Below are 18,003 nucleotides of genomic sequence, written 5' to 3'. Positions count from 1 at the left end.
GTGCCTATTCGTCTAGTTCATTACTTTTAATTCGTGAACTTAATATGTTGCAAAAATCGTTTTATTATGGAAGTAGCCTCCGCCCGGGCCGCCTGCTGTTTGGGCGCAAGCAAGTCGGGAGAGACACCCTTAATTAAGCCTTGCTCTGTAGCCTGCGCCATAGCATCTTGAGCCCAAGGAGAAACAGTAGGTGCGTCGCTGTAAATCTCTTTATATTTCTCATTAGCAGGACCAGCATTCAGTGTTTGAGCGTAATGTGCAGCCTTTTCGGTAATAACCACGATCTCCTCGCGAGTAATCAATCTTTCTGGTCCAAATGACTGATTCCCGTAACCACGGATCAGACCAGCCTCCACTGCAGCTCCAACACTACCAGCATACCAGGCATTTGCTTTCACATCTGCAAAAGGCTCCGTTAACGGCTTTTCCTGCATACCAAGCCCACGCACAAGCATTGCCACAAATTCAGCTCTTGTTACCGCCCGATTCGGTTCAAAAATATCAGGCTGAACACCTTGGACAATCAACTTGTTTGCCAGCATCTCTACATCTTTCTGCGCCCAATGATTTTCTAGATCCTTAAACTTTTTGTCTGCTGAGACTACAGCATAAATGCTGTTATGGTTTGACTTAATAATTGCCTCTAATTGCCCATCCACATTCTGAATCAACACGGGAACAGACGACAACACACCTGTCTTAGGATCGAACCAAACGGCCGCTATATGCTTAGGATCAACTTCATGATCGAGAATCAATTTCCGTTCCACATAATGCCCGAAAAATTCAGTGATCTCTTGATCTCCAGCCATAAGCTTGAAATCAACCGGGTTTACCACAACATTCGCTAAACCCGTGTCAGCAATAGCTTGTCGCACTTGTGCACCGTTTTCGCCTGACAACGCTGAAATTTCGACGATCAGGTTGTCTTCAGGATATAATGAGACCAATTTGCCAACCAATTCAGTAGAAAGAGTAAACTGGGCTACTGCTGTGTGAATGCTAATCGGCACCCTTGTATTTTCTTTCTCATATTCCTTTAAAAAGGTAGAAGGTATACTCACTTTTGCTCCTTTATTGTACCCCGAGGCGTCCACGACCAACTCTTTCTGCTCACCGATTGTAACATTCAGGGCTTGGCTGACGTCTCCATCGTTCAAACCAATAAGTTGAATAGTGCGGCTCTTATCCGCTACTGTCTTAGCGTCTGTTAATACGACACCCGTCTTAGTCTCTGTTTGGGAAGCAGCTGACGAAGTACCCTGATCAGACGTTTTTTTATCCTTAGAACGATGTGAGCGTTCATCTCGTACGCGGAACGCCCATTCCTCTGGAGTATGCATACCTACATACGGATTCATTGCCAAATCCGTCAGTGCTCCCGAGGTAATTTCCAGATAGTACGACTTTCCTTCTTCCAACCCGCCTGATAGCTCGATGTACGCTATATTTCCCTCGCCTTTTAACGTAAAATTCGAATTTCCTGCACCGGATACTCGCAGTTCGCGAACCACTGCCCCACCTGAGGCTTCGTGGAGCCTTACATAGCCTTGGTTCCACTTCATGGGCTCATTGAACTCCAGCATAAAACCGGCATACGGGCCTACTCCACTGAGCTCCAACCCTTCCGGTGATCTCTTTTTCACCAGTTTCGGCGCGGTAGTGTCTGCTGTCTGGAAGCTCCACGTATTCTTGCCCCAAATGGCATTTGTTCCCTGACCCGCACGGTCTACAAACATACCCGAGCTGACCTCCACATAATACTGGGTACTATCCGCCAGTGGATGATCCAGTTCCATCCGCACATGCTGACCACTGATATGTACCGTGCCACCTACGACTGTACCTCCGCTCACGTTAATCCGGCCCGCTTCACTTCCATCCTTCTGGTGTACCACCAGATGGCCTGTGCCTAGCTGCACCTCTTCGCTGAATGCCATTCCCAACTCAGGTGTGAGCGTCCACATATTTCCGTGAGGAGACATATAGGTATAATAAGGTCTCTCATCTTGCACGCGGAACGTCCACTCCTCTGGAATATGCGTACCCACATACGGATTCATTGCCCAGTCCGTCAATGCTCCCGAGGTGATTTCCAGATAGTACGACTTTCCTTCTTCTAACCCGCCTGACAGCATAAATTCGACTACATTATCATGTCCTTCTAGCGTACTGTTTAAATTCCCTGCACCCGATACTCGTAGTTCGCGAACCACTGCCCCACCTGATACTTCGTGAAGCCTTACATAGCCTTGGTTCCACTTCATCGGCTCATTGAACTCCAATATAAACCCTGCATACTGGCCTGCACCACTGAGTTCCAATCCTTCAGGCGTTCTTCTCTTTACCAACTTCGGCGCAGTGGTGTCTGCCGTCTGGAAGGTCCACATGTTCTTGTCCCAAATCGCATTGGTACCTTGACCCGCGCGATCTACAAACATACCCGAGCTGACCTCCACATAATATTGGGTACTATCCGCCAGTGGATGATCCAGTTCCATCCGCACATGCTGACCACTGATATGTACCGTGCCACCTACGACTGTACCTCCGCTCACGTTAATCCGGCCCGCTTCACTTCCATCCTTCTGGTGCACCACCAGATGGCCTGTGCCTAGCTGCACCTCTTCGCTGAATGCCATTCCCAACTCAGGTGTGAGCGTCCACATATTTCCGTGAGGAGACATATAGGTATAATAAGGTCTCTCATCTTGCACGCGGAACGTCCACTCCTCTGGAGTACGCGTACCCACATACGGGAGCATTGCCCAGTCCGTCAATGCTCCCGAGGTGATTTCCAGATAGTACGACTTTCCTTCTTCTAACCCGCCTGACAGCATAAATTCGACTACATTATCATGTCCTTCTAGCGTACTGTTTAAATTCCCTGCACCGGATACTCGTAGTTCGCGAACCACTGCCCCACCTGATACTTCGTGAAGCCTTACATAGCCTTGGTTCCACTTCATCGGCTCATTAAACTCCAATATAAACCCTGCATACTGGCCTGCACCACTGAGTTCCAATCCTTCAGGCGTTCTTCTCTTTACCAACTTCGGCGCAGTGGTGTCTGCCGTCTGGAAGGTCCACATGTTCTTGTCCCAAATCGCATTGGTACCTTGACCCGCGCGATCTACAAACATACCCGAGCTGACCTCTACATAGTACCCCGTACTATCCGTTAGCGGGTGATCCAGTTTCATCACCACATTATGACCACTAAAATGGATACCTCCCCCTGTGACCGTTCCTCCGCTTATGTTTATTCTTCCCACTTCACTTCCATCCTCCTGGTGCACCACTAGATGACCTGTGCCCAGTTGCACCTCTTCGCTGAATGCCATAGCCAGATTTGCGGACAAAGAAACGCCACTTTCCTGAGGTGAAAGCCATGTATAGTATGGAGGCTCGTCCATTTGCGCCTGCATATAGACTGATAAGGCCACAGGGGATGAGGAAGCGTCTTGTATGAACCCGTCCGACACCGACACATTCTCCGTCATATTGTCGCTTACGCTCTCCGATGCAAACGTCGCTGAAATATATGGGTTGGCTAGATTGAGCACCTGTGTTGTCAGTACACTTACCTTAATCATTCGATTTACATGATTCTTACTTCTATTCTTATTTCTACTCTTCTTGCTCATATACGTGCTCCTTTTTATCTAGGTGAATGGAATGGTGAAATTCATGGATCTCATTCTTGATTCCCATATAATCCTGCTGGCATTTCCATATGAAATCCCCGAAGTACAGCAGAATTTGCTCCCCTCTGATTAGAGGATTCCTACTGCTCTGAATGGCGCCCATTTTACTGTACAAAAACTCATACAGCATACGATGGCGAGGAAGAACATATATTTTGAAAAAACAATTACCTAATAATGAGGCAAATAAGTCATCAAACTGTCCAAAGGACACGTTCAGCATATTGGCCTGCTTCAGACTGAGCTTATGTTTGATACCAAGCAAAACATGATGAATCTGTTCCATAATCGCTTGAAAAGCCTCCTCATCCCGCTGAAGCTCTTCAATCCGTGACCCCAGAAACAAGAGATCGTATTCCGAATTGCTGTTGGTTTGCAGCCACGCATCATCAATAGCACCTTTTAATCGCGCCTGGATTACCTCTTCCAAGTTCTGAAAAGATGTCCCTTTTATAACAGCTCCTTCACGCGTTGTGTTTATAAATTCAGTTCCCTTCACTGTGCTAATGTAAAACTCCATTTCTGTTTTCATTTTAATAAAAGAATGTCGTGTAACTACCTGTTGGCCATGAACACCCTGTACACGCGGCAAATCGGCACTAGCTGTAACACCTTGGGCATGAGTAATCCCCTCAGCATAATATTGTTCATCCCGATAAGCTAAATTTTGCCCTACCAACACAACAGGGTCTGCTTTCATCTGGATCAGACATTGGAGTGCAATGACCGCTACTGAAGGAGCATCGTTAATAATCGTTGGTTTATTTCCCTCCGGTGTACGCAATACGTGTTTGGAGAGTTCATCCTGAGAAATGATGATATGCATAAGACGACCTGGATAATGATCGAGTGTGTGTTTACCGACCGTACTGCCGAAAATAAGTGGAATTGAATCAATTCGCTTGTCGATCACCTTTTGAATTACATTTACGTTGTATTCGTTCGGGTCATAACTGAATGTGCCGTGCGGATAAATGCCATGCTCCACCAGCGTGTTCACTGCCGATCCTACTGTAAACAGATAAGCAAGATTGTTCTCACGAATATGCCGCAGGTGCTCAATTTCGTCGTTAAGCGAAGGGCCAGCAGATATTACTAAGACTGGCTTGCCCCTAATATGCTCTGAGCCTGCGTGCAGAAAATCTGAACTATGTAAAATATAAGGAAAATTATGAATGCTGTTTAAAGCCCATTTTTTTTCGTACACGTTATTGATAGCCATTTTGTCCTTCTTGTTAGAGACCATTTTATACAATGTTTCATTAAACTTCTTCAGTTCCGCAGTAAATAAGGAGCGATACGGGAGCCATGGAACAACTAGGATCCCAGATACACGGTCGATCAACCTATGCAGTGTACCGATTGTCTCTCCTGTCATTCCTCCTACCATAACCTCTTCGATCATCTCATCAGCCAGCCAATCGTTTTCATTCAGATGCTGCAAAAAAATATTCATCAAACCAGTGTCTGGCTCGACGATGGAGAAGCTGGTATTCGGGTACTTACGTAGAAATTCACGAATATGATACCCAAGTCCTACACCAAAAAAGATCACGTGCGCTTGAGGTGTAACCTCGTTAAAACCCAAAACAAATAATTCTGCTTCCCGCCCAGGCTGCTCAGGATCATGTAAATAGTATGATTGTCCCTCACGAGTCAGTATTACATTGGGCTCGTTGGTTTCAGAAGTTACCAACTCACCTCCTTCTCCTGCCTGAAGCAAAAGAAGCCGAGGAAATCGGTGGTACAAGGAATTGTCTCTATGATGCTGTAATGCCATTTTCCATCCCTTTCCACCCGATATTTCATAAAACCAACTATACAGGCCAGTCGATTAAACCTATATCATTTCTTATGAAGCATAGTATTCTGATTTTATGTAATATCTGCGACAATGTATTTTTATTCAGAAAAAAATAATCCTAAATTCTCCTGATTATGGATTAAGTATCGGCTATTCTATGTATAAACTTTAGGTCTTAAGAACCTATTTATAAATAAAGATTTTGTAACTAACCAAGCATTTACTAGGACTAACCATATATAGTTTCAAATGCTGTAGTTCGTCTACATGTCGCCCCTTGGAGCAACAAAAACAATAACTAGTAAAATAGCAAAATAATCATTAAGTTTGCATAAACAAATATCAAACTAGTATCTTCTAATAATTATTACATAATTGTTAATTTATTGGTTTGTTAACCCTTTCAACACATGATACATTGGAATAAAGAACCTCCCACAGATCGGCATCGATGCGCAATTCTCTATCGGGCTAAGAAAGGAATGGCTTGTCTTGCAAAAGAGAGAAATTCAAGAGACTCCTCTATATTCCTTAAAACTGTATAATTTTTTTCTATATGGAGCTATGGTCATTTTCTCCAGCTTCTTCCCGTTGTATCTGCAAGATATCGGCATGGACAAGCTGGAGATCGGGAGTCTGATGGCTATCGGACCTTTTGTATCCGTATTCGCGAACCCTTTTTGGGGCTATACAAGCGACCGGAGCCGTAACCTCCGACGTATTCTGCTATTTATGATTATAGGTACCTTGTTATTACTACAGGCTTTATTTCATGTCCATACGTATATCATGATTTATGTGGCGATGATTGGTTTTTATTTTTTCCAAAGCCCTTTATTTGCGCAAAGCAACAGCCTAATTCTCAGCTATATTGAGGGCACAGACCGGAAATTTGGTTCATTCCGTATATGGGGTTCCTTCGGCTGGGCTGTGACAGCGGCAGTTGCTGGCATAGTTATTGACCAAACGGGGATATCCAGCATATCCACCATCTTTACGGTACTTCTTCTGGCTGCATTGATCTGCACCTTGTCGATTCCACCATTGAAAAGCACTGTGGAGACAGCAACCATTCATTTGCGTGGCTTTGGCAGCGTTTTAATGAACGGATACTTTATATCCTTTATTTTATTGGGCATCCTTGTATCCATCCCGAATTCGATCAACAGCGCCTTTATGTCCCTGTATATCACCGAACTGGGTGGGTCCAAACAGATGCTTGGTTTTGCTGTTTTTATGTCATCGGTATTCGAAATTATTGTATTTTTGCTGTTTGATCGCTTCTTGAAGAAAAGAATGACCGTGATGGTCGGCTGTTTGGCACTCGTCAGTTTGCTGTTTGCCTTACGGTGGGAACTGATGGCTCTGGCCACAGACCCGATTCAGATCGTGTTCATTCAGGCACTTCATTGCGTCACCTTCGGTGGATACTTCTATGTAGGCACCCAGTTGACCGTCCTATTTACTCCTGCAGCATACCGATCATCCGGACAGGCCGTATATACCTTGACCTGGAGTGGTATATCCGGTATCGTAGCAGGTTTTGCAGGAGGTTGGCTATTCCAGAACTTTGGCGGAGAAATGATGTACCATGCAGGGGTCTTTTTCGCCCTACTTGGCTCTGTGGGATTCGCTATCATGTGGTATATGCTGTACAAGAACGGTTATCAGCCAGGACTGCCAGCGGGCACAAACGAATAGAAGAAGCCCCTAACAACACTAGAGGAATGAGCTATCCCCTCTTCCCTTCTGGCTTGTTAGCAAAGACAATAGAGTATCGTCAAGTCAATGATCATGGATAAAGAGTGTGCATGCGTAAAATAAAGGAGTCTGCCGACGGCAGACTCCTTTTCAACTTGGTCGCATGAAGCTACCATCTCTCCCACACTTTCCAACAACCTATTGCTTAGGCAATTGGAAAGAGCTTTTCAACGATACAACACGGTTAAATACAGGCTCACCCGGCTTGGACAGCTTCGGATCGACACTGAAATAACCATGACGGAAAAATTGGAACTTGTCCTGCGATTGAGCTTCTTTCATGTTCGGCTCGACATAGCCATGAGCAATTTCCAAAGAGTTCGGATTCAATTGGTCAAGGAATGTTTTTTCCGATGCATCCTCTTCAATCTCTTCCGTGTCCTCTGCGTTAATCAAAGGCTCATACAAACGGAATTCGGCAGGTACAGCCTGAGTAGCCTCTACCCAGTGGATCGTGCCTTTCACTTTACGTCCAGTAAAGCCTGATCCGCTCTTGGTTTCTACATCATAGGTACAGTGAATCTCCGTTACATTTCCGTCCGCATCCTTAATCACATCGTTGCATTTAATGAAGTAAGCATGTTTGAGACGTACTTCATTACCAGGGAACAAACGGAAGTATTTGCTCGGTGGATTTTCCATGAAGTCCTCACGCTCAATATAAATTTCACGGGAAAACGGAATTTGACGTGTACCGAGTTCCGGATTTTCAGTATTATTTTCCGCCTCCAGCATCTCAACTTGTCTTTCAGGATAGTTTGTGATAACCACCTTCAACGGATCTATGACTGCCATGGTGCGAGGTGCCTTAAGCTTCAAATCCTCACGTACAAAATGCTCCAGCACCTGCAAATCGATGACTCCGTAGGCTTTGGAAATGCCTGTCTCATATACGAAGCTGCGGATGGCCTCCGGCGTGTAGCCGCGACGACGTAAACCGGAAATCGTCGGCATACGCGGATCATCCCAACCATCTACGTGCTTTTCATCGACCAGAAGCTTGAGCTTACGTTTGCTGGTTACGGTTTGAGCCAGGTTCAGCCGTCCAAATTCGTATTGGTGCGGTACCTTTTCCATCTCGCATTCAGCTACAACCCAATCGTACAGCGGGCGCTGATCTTCGAACTCCAGCGAACAGAGCGAGTGCGTTACTCCCTCAATCGCATCTTCCAGCGGATGAGCATAGGAGTACATTGGATAGATGCACCATGTGTCGCCTGTATTGTGATGTGCTGTGTGTGAAATGCGGTAAATAACCGGATCACGTAAATTAATGTTTCCTGAAGCCATATCAATTTTGGCACGCAGCACCTTTTCACCATTTTGGTATTTGCCTGCACGCATCTCTTCAAACAGCTTCAGATTGTCTTCCACACTGCGATCCCGATAAGGGCTATTTTGCCCCGGTTCGGTCAGTGTGCCACGAGTTTCGCGGATTTGGTCCGCGCTTTGATCATCCACGTAGGCTTTACCCTTTTGGATCAGCAGGATAGCACGCTTGTACATTTCTTCGAAATAATTGGAGGCAAAATGTTTTTCCTCCCATTCATAACCGAGCCACTTCACGTCCTCCTGGATGGAGTTCACATATTCCGTGTCTTCCTTCGCCGGATTGGTGTCGTCAAAACGCAGATTTGTGCGTCCTCCGAATTCATCTCCCAGCGAAAAATTGATCCAGATAGCTTTGGCATGTCCAATATGCAAATATCCGTTAGGTTCAGGCGGAAATCGTGTAACAACCTCCTTTACCTTACCCGTACGTAAATCCTCTTCAATAACATTTTTAATAAAATTGGGGGGAGTGATCGGCTTCTCCACGCTAATCAACCTTTCTTCCGTATAATCTGTGTAAAACCTGTTCCCTTAAATATACCCTTTCACACCGCATAACTCAATAAAATGAAAATCCTTATGCTCGCTTCAGCAAAAAAAGTGACAAGTTATGAAAAAGAGTTAACATTTTCGGCAAATAAATTCGTTATAGTGTATATATCTTTTATTTTGCCCGGAAAAGGAGACCCACCCGTGTTTAAGCTGCTCATTGTGATCCTGCTGTCTATGCTTTTGTCCTCTTCCGTCATGACTTCCGGCCATCCTTCACCGGGCCCGGTGAACGAAACCGTACAATCTCGTCCGCTAGCCAGTGCTCCAGAAGACTCATCCGTCCGCTTATATGCTGTTAATCCGTCACAGGGATTATTCCATTCGGCTGTACTGGAAATCGCTCAGCAACGCCGCACATTCCGATGGTCGGGCTCGGCAGATATCTCCACCGTACCACAATTATATTACAGGGATGTGAACGGGGATGGTGTTCGTGAAGCCGTCGTGATTATCACACGCGCCTCGGGAACGGGTGTCGAATTGCAGGAATTGCATATTGTTAACGCACGCACGATGGAAGAATATGCGGTCGAATCGGCAGCAGATGCTGTGTCCCAGCGCGTACACAGCTCAGTGGAGCTACGTGACCACAACCGCCAGGTCCATATTGCTGTTACGATTGACGGTGTTACACACACGATAGACCCTAAAGCATCCGTATTTTATGATGATCCAGCCCAATTTACAAAACATCTCGATTTTAGCTCTGTCGTCATGTATGATGCCGAACAGCTTCCTCTGCAAGCCACTGTATCTGGCAGTGTATCCCCAACCGAATTTGTAGGGGATTTGGATCTGAAATATGTATACGAGCACGAACGGTTCCGGGTGGGACCTATAGAATTTGAAGCTTCCTCTCCCTTTTGACGACTCTCGCAGAATAAGGTAGCATGGGATTAAATGCTAGACTGGCTGGTTTAGCGATTTTCCGAGTGAAAGAGGGGATCAATCATGTTTACATATGCGTTGGACGAACGCACAGTCCTTCGGCCGCTCACCAAGGAGCATGTGCAGCCTCTGTTTGAGCTGATCGAAATGTCCCGTGACCGCCTGCGTCAATGGCTTCCATGGGTAGACTCTACCACGGAAATCAGCCACACAGAGCAGTTCGTGCAGGGCGCCTTGAAACAAGCCGCAGAGAACGGTAGTCTGACCGCCGGAATTTGGATAGACAACGAGCTTGCTGGCATCATCAGCTACCATGAGATCAATTGGACTCACCGCTCTGTTAGCATCGGATACTGGCTTGGACACGGGTACGAAGGACAAGGTCTTATGACCAGCGCCTGCCGCGTATTCGTTGAGTATGCTTTGATGGAGCTGAACTTGCATCGGGTCGAAATCCGTTGTGCAACTACGAACCGCCGCAGCCGCGGTATTCCAGAACGTTTGGGCTTTGTGCTCGAAGGCATTGTACGCGAAGCGGAATTGCTGCCCGACGGCTACATGAACCACGCAGTGTATGGTATGCTCCAAAATGAATGGAAGCAACTTCGGTAATATTGTATTGTACAACAACGCCGCAGACCTGATCAGGCCTGCGGCGTTGTTTGTTTAGGCCGGGCATAAAACCGAATATTACTGTCTGTAGCCTCCCGCCTATTTTAAAAAATAGGCCATTAACACATCATCCACGAATTGGCCTGCTATGTAAAACTCCTCATGCAAACGTCCTTCAATCGCGAAACCACTTTTTTCATAAAACATAAGGGCTTCCGTGTTGCATGAGAGTACACGCAAACTCAACTTGCGTATGCCCTCGGCAGCTGCAATGTCCTTCATGGATTTCATGAGCGCTGTCCCAATACCTTTACGATGGTAAGCTGGATGTACAGCTATATTTATTTCGAGTACATGACAATTACTAGCCAACAGCGTTGGAGAACGAAATCCAATATACCCGCAGAGTACTTCCTGTTCGATGGCGACCAGTTGAGAGCCTGGAGGCGTATTGCGCAGAAACTCTCCGCGCGACTTCCAAGACAGCGAAGCGGGAGCCGTGCGTTCATTCCATACCAATTCATCCAGCGCAATCAGATCAGGAGCATCCTTCATCTCCGAATGACGTATTGTCAAGGGTTGACTTGTAAACAATTCCTTTCAATCCTTCCTGTGAAGGCTTTCCTGAAGCAATAACTACAACCATTCGTCACTTATTGTACCATAATTACAGCATATTACTGCACTTTTATTAGGACTTAAGAACTGGGAGCATCTACCTTGGATGTCGTAGTATCCAAAGTATCCGAATGATGCCGGAAACGGTTCATCCAGCTATGCAGGACGAAAAACAGGATCGACAACACTGCTACGCCTGATGCCAGCCAAAGTGTAGGCGGTAACCCACCGCCATCATACAACTTCCCCATAATATAAGGCCCCATTACCCGTCCGGCTGCGCCAATGCCCCCCACAAGCCCAATGTAAAAGGGTGCACCCCGACCTCCATGATCAGACAGGAATGCTGGAACCGCAGGTGCAATCAGCATTTCTCCCAGGGTCGCCAGAACCATAGCGAATATCATTCCAGTATAGTTCTGTGTGCCCAGCATGACAATATAAGCCGCCAAATAAAATCCTCCGGCCCATGTCATTTGCGCTGAAGCGTGATGAGCGTACAGTCGTTTTATCCAAAAAATAATGGGTTGTGCAGCAAAAATAAGGATACCATTCAGCGTCCATAGTAACCCATACATCGTTTTAGGCAAGCCCTGCTCAATAATATGGGGAGACACTCCTGTATTCCAGATCGAATTGCCGAACCATAAAAAAAGCGAGCCTAACCCCACAAAGAGATACAATCTGGTATCACGAAACAGCAAACGAGCTGGTATTTCCTCTCTTTTCTTCACGGACTTGCTGAGCTGTACTTCTCCCTCTTCCCGATCCACCCTACTTAGATAAGACCAGAAGAACCCGGCAAATACCGCAGAAGTCACCCCGTTCATCACAAAGCTGAGCTGATAGGAAAGGTCAGCCAGAACGCCACTCAATCCCGTACCCACTGCAACCCCAATATTGTTAGCGACATAAATAATATTAAACAGCTCTCCACGACGGTCAGCGAAACGAAAACCTACAAAGGCCTGAATCGCAGGCACAGATACGACATTAAAAAAGCCGATAAAGCCCATCATGATGACAAACGCTACCCAATGACCACTGGTAAATGGAAGCGTGAGAAGTCCCAGCGCGTTCATCGCCAGTGAGCCAACAATCAATTTTTTGGCTCCAATACGATGATAGAGGGCTCCGCCCAGCACTTGACCAAAAATCCCGCCCAGAGACTGCACTAAAATCGCAATCCCTGCATCTCCCATACTACGGTTCAGTTCGTCAAACACATACATGCTAACCAACGGCCACATCAAGGAACTTCCAGCGGAGTTAATCAGGCTAGCAACGAGAAACACTTTCACTTCTTTCGGATAAGACTCCAACCATTTCATATCTTTTGTTTCTCCTTTTGCATCTGACGCCATAAATGGCATTATCTCATTGGCGCTTCACATTCACCACCGTTGAGAAGAAAGTAGCCCCCTGTCCCATATCCGACAGCCGATCAGAGGTTAACACATTGGCACGCTGTCTGCGTCCTTTGCCTTCCCACCATAATCCCTGGCTAATCACTGTACCGGGCAGCATCAGATCGGTGACTTTGGCTTTCAGCTCATACGTCCCCCGATCATTCCATACGGTAACCGGTTCCCCATCCGCGATGCCTCTGGTCTGAGCATCCTCCGGGTGAATTTGTAGCAAGGGCTCCCACTCCAGCCGCTGATGCTTGGGTAAGTTAGCGAAAGTAGAATTCAGAAAATTATGGTTTGGCGGTGAAATAAACATTAATGGAAACCGCTCGTCCGCTTGCGGTCGATGCTCGCCATCATACCCTTCGATCAGCGGCACATATGAAGGCATCGCGGGCAGACCTGCTTGTTTCATTTTTTCCGAATATAGTTCAATCTTGCCTGAAGGCGTGGTTAAACGATCCAAATAAGTGGCCTTTGGCGACATATCGAGCTTTACAAAAGGTGACTCTTTTAAGGCTTCCAAGGTTACACCGTTGAGATAAGGGTTCGTTGGATTATCAAGCGCGCCTGCGATCATGTCCTCTTCACTTTCCGTAAAGGCAGCTTCGTCAAAGCCCATAGCCCGTCCGAGCAGGCTAAACAGCTCATAATTGCTTTTGCTTTCCCCGAGTGGAGCAATGACGGGTTCCTGCATCTGGACATAGTGATGCCAGTAGGATTTATATAGGTCCGTACCTTCAAAGGAAGACGCTGCAGGCAGCACAATATCGGCATAACGGGCCGTATCCGTAAGAAACAGGTCATGTACGACTGTGAACAAATCCTCTCGTTCAAATCCTTCAGTCACCCGTTCCGAATCGGGAGCTACAACTACCGGGTTACTGCAGTATACGAATAACGCCTTAATTGGCTGTTCCTTCTGTAGCAGCGCTTCTCCGATCCGGTTCATGTTGATCACCCGGGCATCCGGGTTCTGTCGCAGATCAGGACGCGCCAGATTGGCGCCGTTAAACTTGCCATAAGCGCCATTAGAGCGTGATGCTCCCCCGCCGTGCTTCAGCCATTGTCCAGTGAGCGCAGGCAAGCATGTAACCGCACGTACATTCATACCGCCATTATCATGATGCTGAAGCCCATTGCCGATATTGATATACGCTGCTCGCGCAGTTCCGTACATTTCCGCTAAACGGATAATATCTGCTTCCGGCACGCCGGTAATCCGCGAAACTCGCTCTGGTGTATATGTCTTAACATGCTCGCGCAGTTCCTCATGGCCTACCGTGTAGCGGTGTAAAAATTCGTCGTCCGTCAGTCCCTGAGCGAACAGCACATTCATAACACCCAGCGCGAGCGCCGTATCCGTCCCCGGATATAACGGAATGAACCAATCCGCCCATTGCGCCGTCCGGTTGCGATGAACGTCAATAACGACCACCTTAGCACCTTTTTTACGTGCCTTCTCAGCCAAAACGACCTGATGCATGTTGGTACTAATGACATTTCCACCCCACACAATAATGAGGTCTGCATCCTCCGTATCCTCCGGGCTGGTGCCGCCCTTAAAACCCATAACGGACGCCCAGCCTTCATTCCCTGCCACACTGCATATCGTCTGATCCAGTTGGCTTGAACCCAGCGCATTAAAAAATCGGCGATCCATTCCATCCACACTCAATACGCCCATATTGCCATAAAAGCTGTAGGGGAGAATAGATTCCGATCCGTCCGTACGTATCAGCTCCTTGAACCGACCTGTAATGGTATCGACCGCTTCCTCCCAGCTAATTCGTTCAAACTTCCCTTCTCCTTTGGGGCCTATACGTTTCAACGGATAGAGCACCCGATCAGGATCATATACCCGCTCCGTCATATTGCGAACTTTGTTACAAATAGCCCCTTTGGTAATAGGATGATCCGGGTTCCCAGTCACCTTGACTATCTTTCCATTTTCCTTGTGAAGCAGGAGCCCACACGTATCCGGGCAATCTAACGGGCATACAGCCGGAAAAATACCGGCCTGCTGCTCCGTCATCCGCTGTCCCCTTTGTAAGTCTTGTTGAAGCGTGGCCTCAGGAGGCGCGCTATTGCGATGATCCATAGTGTTGATGCTCCTTTCCGTTACCGTTTCCAAAAATTACACTGATCTTATCATATCTACAGCTTTGACCTATGGCAAGAGAAGGATTTTCCCACACAGCCGCTCTCCAAAATATTAAAAAATCCGTCTGCTGTATACAGCAAAACGGATTTTTAAAAATCATAATTATTTTTTTATCACCCTGTTTCATCATTTCTTACCGAGGGTAAAAGAGATCAAGGCATTATGGACGAGAGCACACTCATCCTCCATGCCAAATCATGGACCACTCCCAAAAAAATCCGCCATGACAGGTTTCGTTCCCCCGGGCCTGTCATGGCGGATTTGCTTTGTTCATTGCTGTTTAAAGTACCATAATTAAGCAGGATCACTCAACGGATTTGATGTGCAACCGAAGAAGTAGTTGGAGATTCATTCACTGGATGTGCGTTGGCTTGAGGCTTTTTCAAATAGGCCAACCAGTAGGCTCCAGCCACAAACAGGCTACCTCCTACCAAATTCCCCAGCCATACCGGAATGAAGTTCATAACATAATCTGCCCATGAAAAGTGGCCTGCAAAAATAGCCGCCGGAATGAGAAACATATTGGCAACAACGTGCTGAAATCCAATAGCGACAAAGGCCATTGTCGGGAACCAAATCCCCATAATCTTGCCACCGATTGAGTCTGTGCTATATGCCAGCCATACAGCCAGTGCTACGAGCCAGTTACATCCTATACCCGATATAAACGACTGCAAAAAGCTTTCATGCAGCTTATGTCCTGCCATATCCACCACTTTGTCCAAGTAAGGGCCCGTCTCTGTCATACCCAGCACATGCCCAAAGAAAAATGCAACAAATAACGCACCTGCAAAATTACTGAGCGTAATAATGGCCAAATTACGGAACATAGCGCCGGTCTTAATCCGTCCTGCCCATCTCGCCAAAGGGACAGCCATCATATTACCGGTCAGCAATTCTCCGCCAGCGATCAATACCAACACGAGACCTACAGGGAACACGGAAGCTCCAATAAAGGTAGCAATACTCCCCCATTCCTTAGGTGCGCTTGCGATGACACGTATATCCAGCAAAAACCCGAGTGCAATAAATGCACCTGCCAAAAATCCCAATACCACCGACACAGTCCACGGGTTGTTCGCTTTAGCCACTCCTGTTTCTACCGTCTTTTCGGCAATTTGCCCCGGCTTATAGCTTGCCATATGTTCCCGCTCCTTTAACATCTTTTTACTCGAATATTCTTCTCTCATATTTTATTTAAAATCAGTGATTATGTTTGTGAAAAAAATCACTTTATTAACTATAAAAAAAACAGCCCTTGGAAAAAGGACTGTCTTTCTGTATTATTGCATCTACTGCGCTACTACGCGCTTTACATTTAATTGTATTCTTCCTTTTCAACTGCTCTCAAGAACCAAATAACTCCACCGAGGCCTACCAGCGCCACGACTACAAGAAAAAGGATATAAAACAAACCCATAAGCTACTTCCCCCCTGATCCTTATGCTACTCTATATTGTACTATAAGGATTCATTCGTACGCCTCAGATTGTTGACAAACTTATGAACAATGTCACAGACAAACCGAATTATACAGTAACTGGGTTCCGTTCGGATATTGTAGGCAATGCTTGTAAACCTGCTGCGTTCAGGAAATTCCAAGGCTTGTTATAATGCGGCTGGAAGAAGAAATCGACAAAGGCCAACTGGTCAATAGTCATATGATTTTGAATGGCTACAGATAGCGTGTTAATGGATTGCGTCAAATCCACCTTCGACATAATTTGAGCACCCAAAATTCTTCGTGTCTCCTGCTCATATACCACTTTCAGTAATACCTTTTCGGAGGTTGGCATAAATTCAGGCCGGTAGCTGTCCTCAATGGTTACAGCTTCTACAGTCATGCCTTCGTCCTTTGCCGCCGCTTCCGTCATGCCTGTTCCTGCGATATTGTCTTCGTAAATTTTGATACCCGAAGTTCCTTGGGTTCCCATGTAGGCAATGGTTGGTTGTACCAGATTACGTGCTACCAGCGTACCCATACGAACTGCGTTGGTTGCCAAAGGGATATAAGCCGTTTTGCCTGTCGGATTATAGCGGATTGCACAACTGTCACCTGCTGCAAACACGTCCGGGCAGCTACTTTGCATATAGTTATCCACAATGATCGCACCGTTAGGCAACATATCTACCTGACCTTTGAGCAGATCCGTTTGAGGTCGGAAACCGATGCAGAGAATAACAAGCTCTGTTTCATATTCCCCTTTAGAGGTCACGACTTTACTCACCTTACCGTTCGTACCCTCAAAACGACTCACCGTCTCGCCAAGTACCAGCTTAATGCCATGCTCCTTCAGGGAACTTTCAATCCGGTCTGTATACTCATGGTCCAAATACTTATTCAATATACGATCAGCACTGTCGATCAGTGTTACGTTTTTACCGTTCATTTGGAAAGCTTCTACCAGTTCAACACCAATGTATCCAGCTCCGACGACTGTAATGTTCTGTACGTGCTGGGCTTTCTCAATGATATCATTCGAATGATTATAGTTTTTACAGAGCAAAATATGATCAAGTTCAATGCCTTCCAGCTTCGGAATAATGGGCCATGATCCTGTGGTCACAATTAATTTATCAAATGTGTCTGTAAATTCTTCGCCTGTTTGGAGATTACGTGCATGCAGCGTCTTGCCTGCCGTATCCACACTCGTTACCTCATGAAGCATCTTGGTCTCTACACCCAAGTCAGCCAGTTGATCTGGAGACGAATAAAACAGTCCGTGCGGATCTTTGACGACACCACCTACGTACAGAGCAATACCACAAGATAAGAATGAAATATTATCATTACGCTCATAAACGGTAATTTCGGCATCTGGATAACATTTAGCTGTGTTGACGATAGCTGCCGTGCCTGCGTGTGTACATCCGATAACTGCTACTTTCATGTTAAATTCCTCCTTGGTGTGTGGGCATAAAATGTATAATAATTGTGAATAGTTTCACGTAAACAGCTCGTTAGTGTTTGTGATTTATTTCACTTCATGCGCTTATTATAGTGTGATATTTTTCACATTACAATAGCTTTTTAAGATATTCACAATTTGTCCACATTTAAAAAAGAAAGGATAGCCGAGTTCAGTCGTTTGCTGAAATGTTTCTTTGCTCCATCCAGTTTTCCCTGTAAGCCCCCTGATTATGCCCTTGGAATCG

The 18,003-nt window shown here is 46.2% G+C and carries 10 protein-coding genes and 1 pseudogene; 3 read left to right on the top strand and 8 right to left on the bottom strand.

Annotated features, from left to right (window positions below):
* Positions 1-26 precede the first annotated feature (26 nt).
* The gene (locus ACQW03_RS13455) at positions 27-3,647 is read right to left on the bottom strand and encodes an Ig-like domain-containing protein (RefSeq protein ID WP_441950136.1); all 3,621 of its coding nucleotides are present in this window, start codon (positions 3,645-3,647) and stop codon (positions 27-29) included.
* Positions 3,631-5,403: a motility associated factor glycosyltransferase family protein gene (locus ACQW03_RS13450; RefSeq protein ID WP_441950134.1), complete on the bottom strand. Its 1,773-nt coding sequence runs from the start codon at positions 5,401-5,403 to the stop codon at positions 3,631-3,633. The genes ACQW03_RS13455 and ACQW03_RS13450 overlap by 17 nt, the downstream gene beginning before the upstream one ends.
* A gap of 600 nt (positions 5,404-6,003) precedes the next feature.
* Here ACQW03_RS13450 and ACQW03_RS13445 point away from each other — a divergent pair.
* Positions 6,004-7,223: pseudogene (locus ACQW03_RS13445) on the top strand (MFS transporter); the annotation flags it as partial.
* A 187-nt stretch (positions 7,224-7,410) separates the two neighbouring features.
* Here ACQW03_RS13445 and ACQW03_RS13440 read toward each other — a convergent pair.
* On the bottom strand, positions 7,411-9,090 hold the full coding sequence (locus ACQW03_RS13440; protein ID WP_220030349.1) for a glutamine--tRNA ligase/YqeY domain fusion protein: 1,680 nt from the start codon (positions 9,088-9,090) through the stop codon (positions 7,411-7,413).
* A gap of 207 nt (positions 9,091-9,297) precedes the next feature.
* Between ACQW03_RS13440 and ACQW03_RS13435 the strand changes: the two genes are divergently transcribed.
* A complete protein-coding gene (locus ACQW03_RS13435) occupies positions 9,298-10,023 on the top strand; it encodes a copper amine oxidase (RefSeq protein ID WP_441950132.1) in 726 nt (241 codons plus the stop codon).
* Between the two features lie 84 nt (positions 10,024-10,107).
* Positions 10,108-10,656: a GNAT family N-acetyltransferase gene (locus ACQW03_RS13430; protein ID WP_025722193.1), complete on the top strand. Its 549-nt coding sequence runs from the start codon at positions 10,108-10,110 to the stop codon at positions 10,654-10,656.
* Positions 10,657-10,755: 99 nt separating this feature from the next.
* Here ACQW03_RS13430 and ACQW03_RS13425 read toward each other — a convergent pair whose 3' ends face one another.
* From ACQW03_RS13425 to ACQW03_RS13405, 5 genes are all read right to left on the bottom strand, one after another.
* Positions 10,756-11,250 carry a GNAT family N-acetyltransferase gene (locus ACQW03_RS13425; protein WP_071558126.1) on the bottom strand — a complete coding sequence of 165 codons (495 nt, stop codon included), beginning with the start codon at positions 11,248-11,250 and terminating at the stop codon, positions 10,756-10,758.
* Positions 11,251-11,354: 104 nt separating this feature from the next.
* Positions 11,355-12,605 carry an MFS transporter gene (locus ACQW03_RS13420; RefSeq protein WP_076292706.1) on the bottom strand — a complete coding sequence of 417 codons (1,251 nt, stop codon included), beginning with the start codon at positions 12,603-12,605 and terminating at the stop codon, positions 11,355-11,357.
* Positions 12,606-12,651: 46 nt separating this feature from the next.
* A complete protein-coding gene (locus ACQW03_RS13415; RefSeq protein WP_441950129.1) occupies positions 12,652-14,784 on the bottom strand; it encodes a molybdopterin-containing oxidoreductase family protein in 2,133 nt (710 codons plus the stop codon).
* A 371-nt stretch (positions 14,785-15,155) separates the two neighbouring features.
* Positions 15,156-15,989 carry a formate/nitrite transporter family protein gene (locus tag ACQW03_RS13410; protein ID WP_104411481.1) on the bottom strand — a complete coding sequence of 278 codons (834 nt, stop codon included), beginning with the start codon at positions 15,987-15,989 and terminating at the stop codon, positions 15,156-15,158.
* A 387-nt stretch (positions 15,990-16,376) separates the two neighbouring features.
* The gene (locus ACQW03_RS13405; protein WP_071558124.1) at positions 16,377-17,738 is read right to left on the bottom strand and encodes an FAD-dependent oxidoreductase; all 1,362 of its coding nucleotides are present in this window, start codon (positions 17,736-17,738) and stop codon (positions 16,377-16,379) included.
* Positions 17,739-18,003 lie beyond the last annotated feature (265 nt).

This window comes from Paenibacillus sp. DRB1-1, from assembly GCF_052119485.1.
GTDB classification, from domain to species: Bacteria; Bacillota; Bacilli; order Paenibacillales; family Paenibacillaceae; genus Paenibacillus; species Paenibacillus polymyxa_B.
This window is presented reverse-complemented; position numbering and strand designations above follow the sequence as displayed.

What these genes read in the sequence shown, in the direction of transcription:
- ACQW03_RS13410 (WP_104411481.1), bottom strand. Translation starts at nt 15,989, where the DNA reads ATGGCAAGCTATAAGCCGGGGCAAATTGCCGAAAAGACGGTAGAAACA.
- ACQW03_RS13455 (WP_441950136.1), bottom strand. Translation starts at nt 3,647, where the DNA reads ATGAGCAAGAAGAGTAGAAATAAGAATAGAAGTAAGAATCATGTAAAT.
- ACQW03_RS13415 (WP_441950129.1), bottom strand. Translation starts at nt 14,784, where the DNA reads ATGGATCATCGCAATAGCGCGCCTCCTGAGGCCACGCTTCAACAAGAC.
- ACQW03_RS13405 (WP_071558124.1), bottom strand. Translation starts at nt 17,738, where the DNA reads ATGAAAGTAGCAGTTATCGGATGTACACACGCAGGCACGGCAGCTATC.
- ACQW03_RS13430 (WP_025722193.1), top strand. Translation starts at nt 10,108, where the DNA reads ATGTTTACATATGCGTTGGACGAACGCACAGTCCTTCGGCCGCTCACC.
- ACQW03_RS13420 (WP_076292706.1), bottom strand. Translation starts at nt 12,605, where the DNA reads ATGAAATGGTTGGAGTCTTATCCGAAAGAAGTGAAAGTGTTTCTCGTT.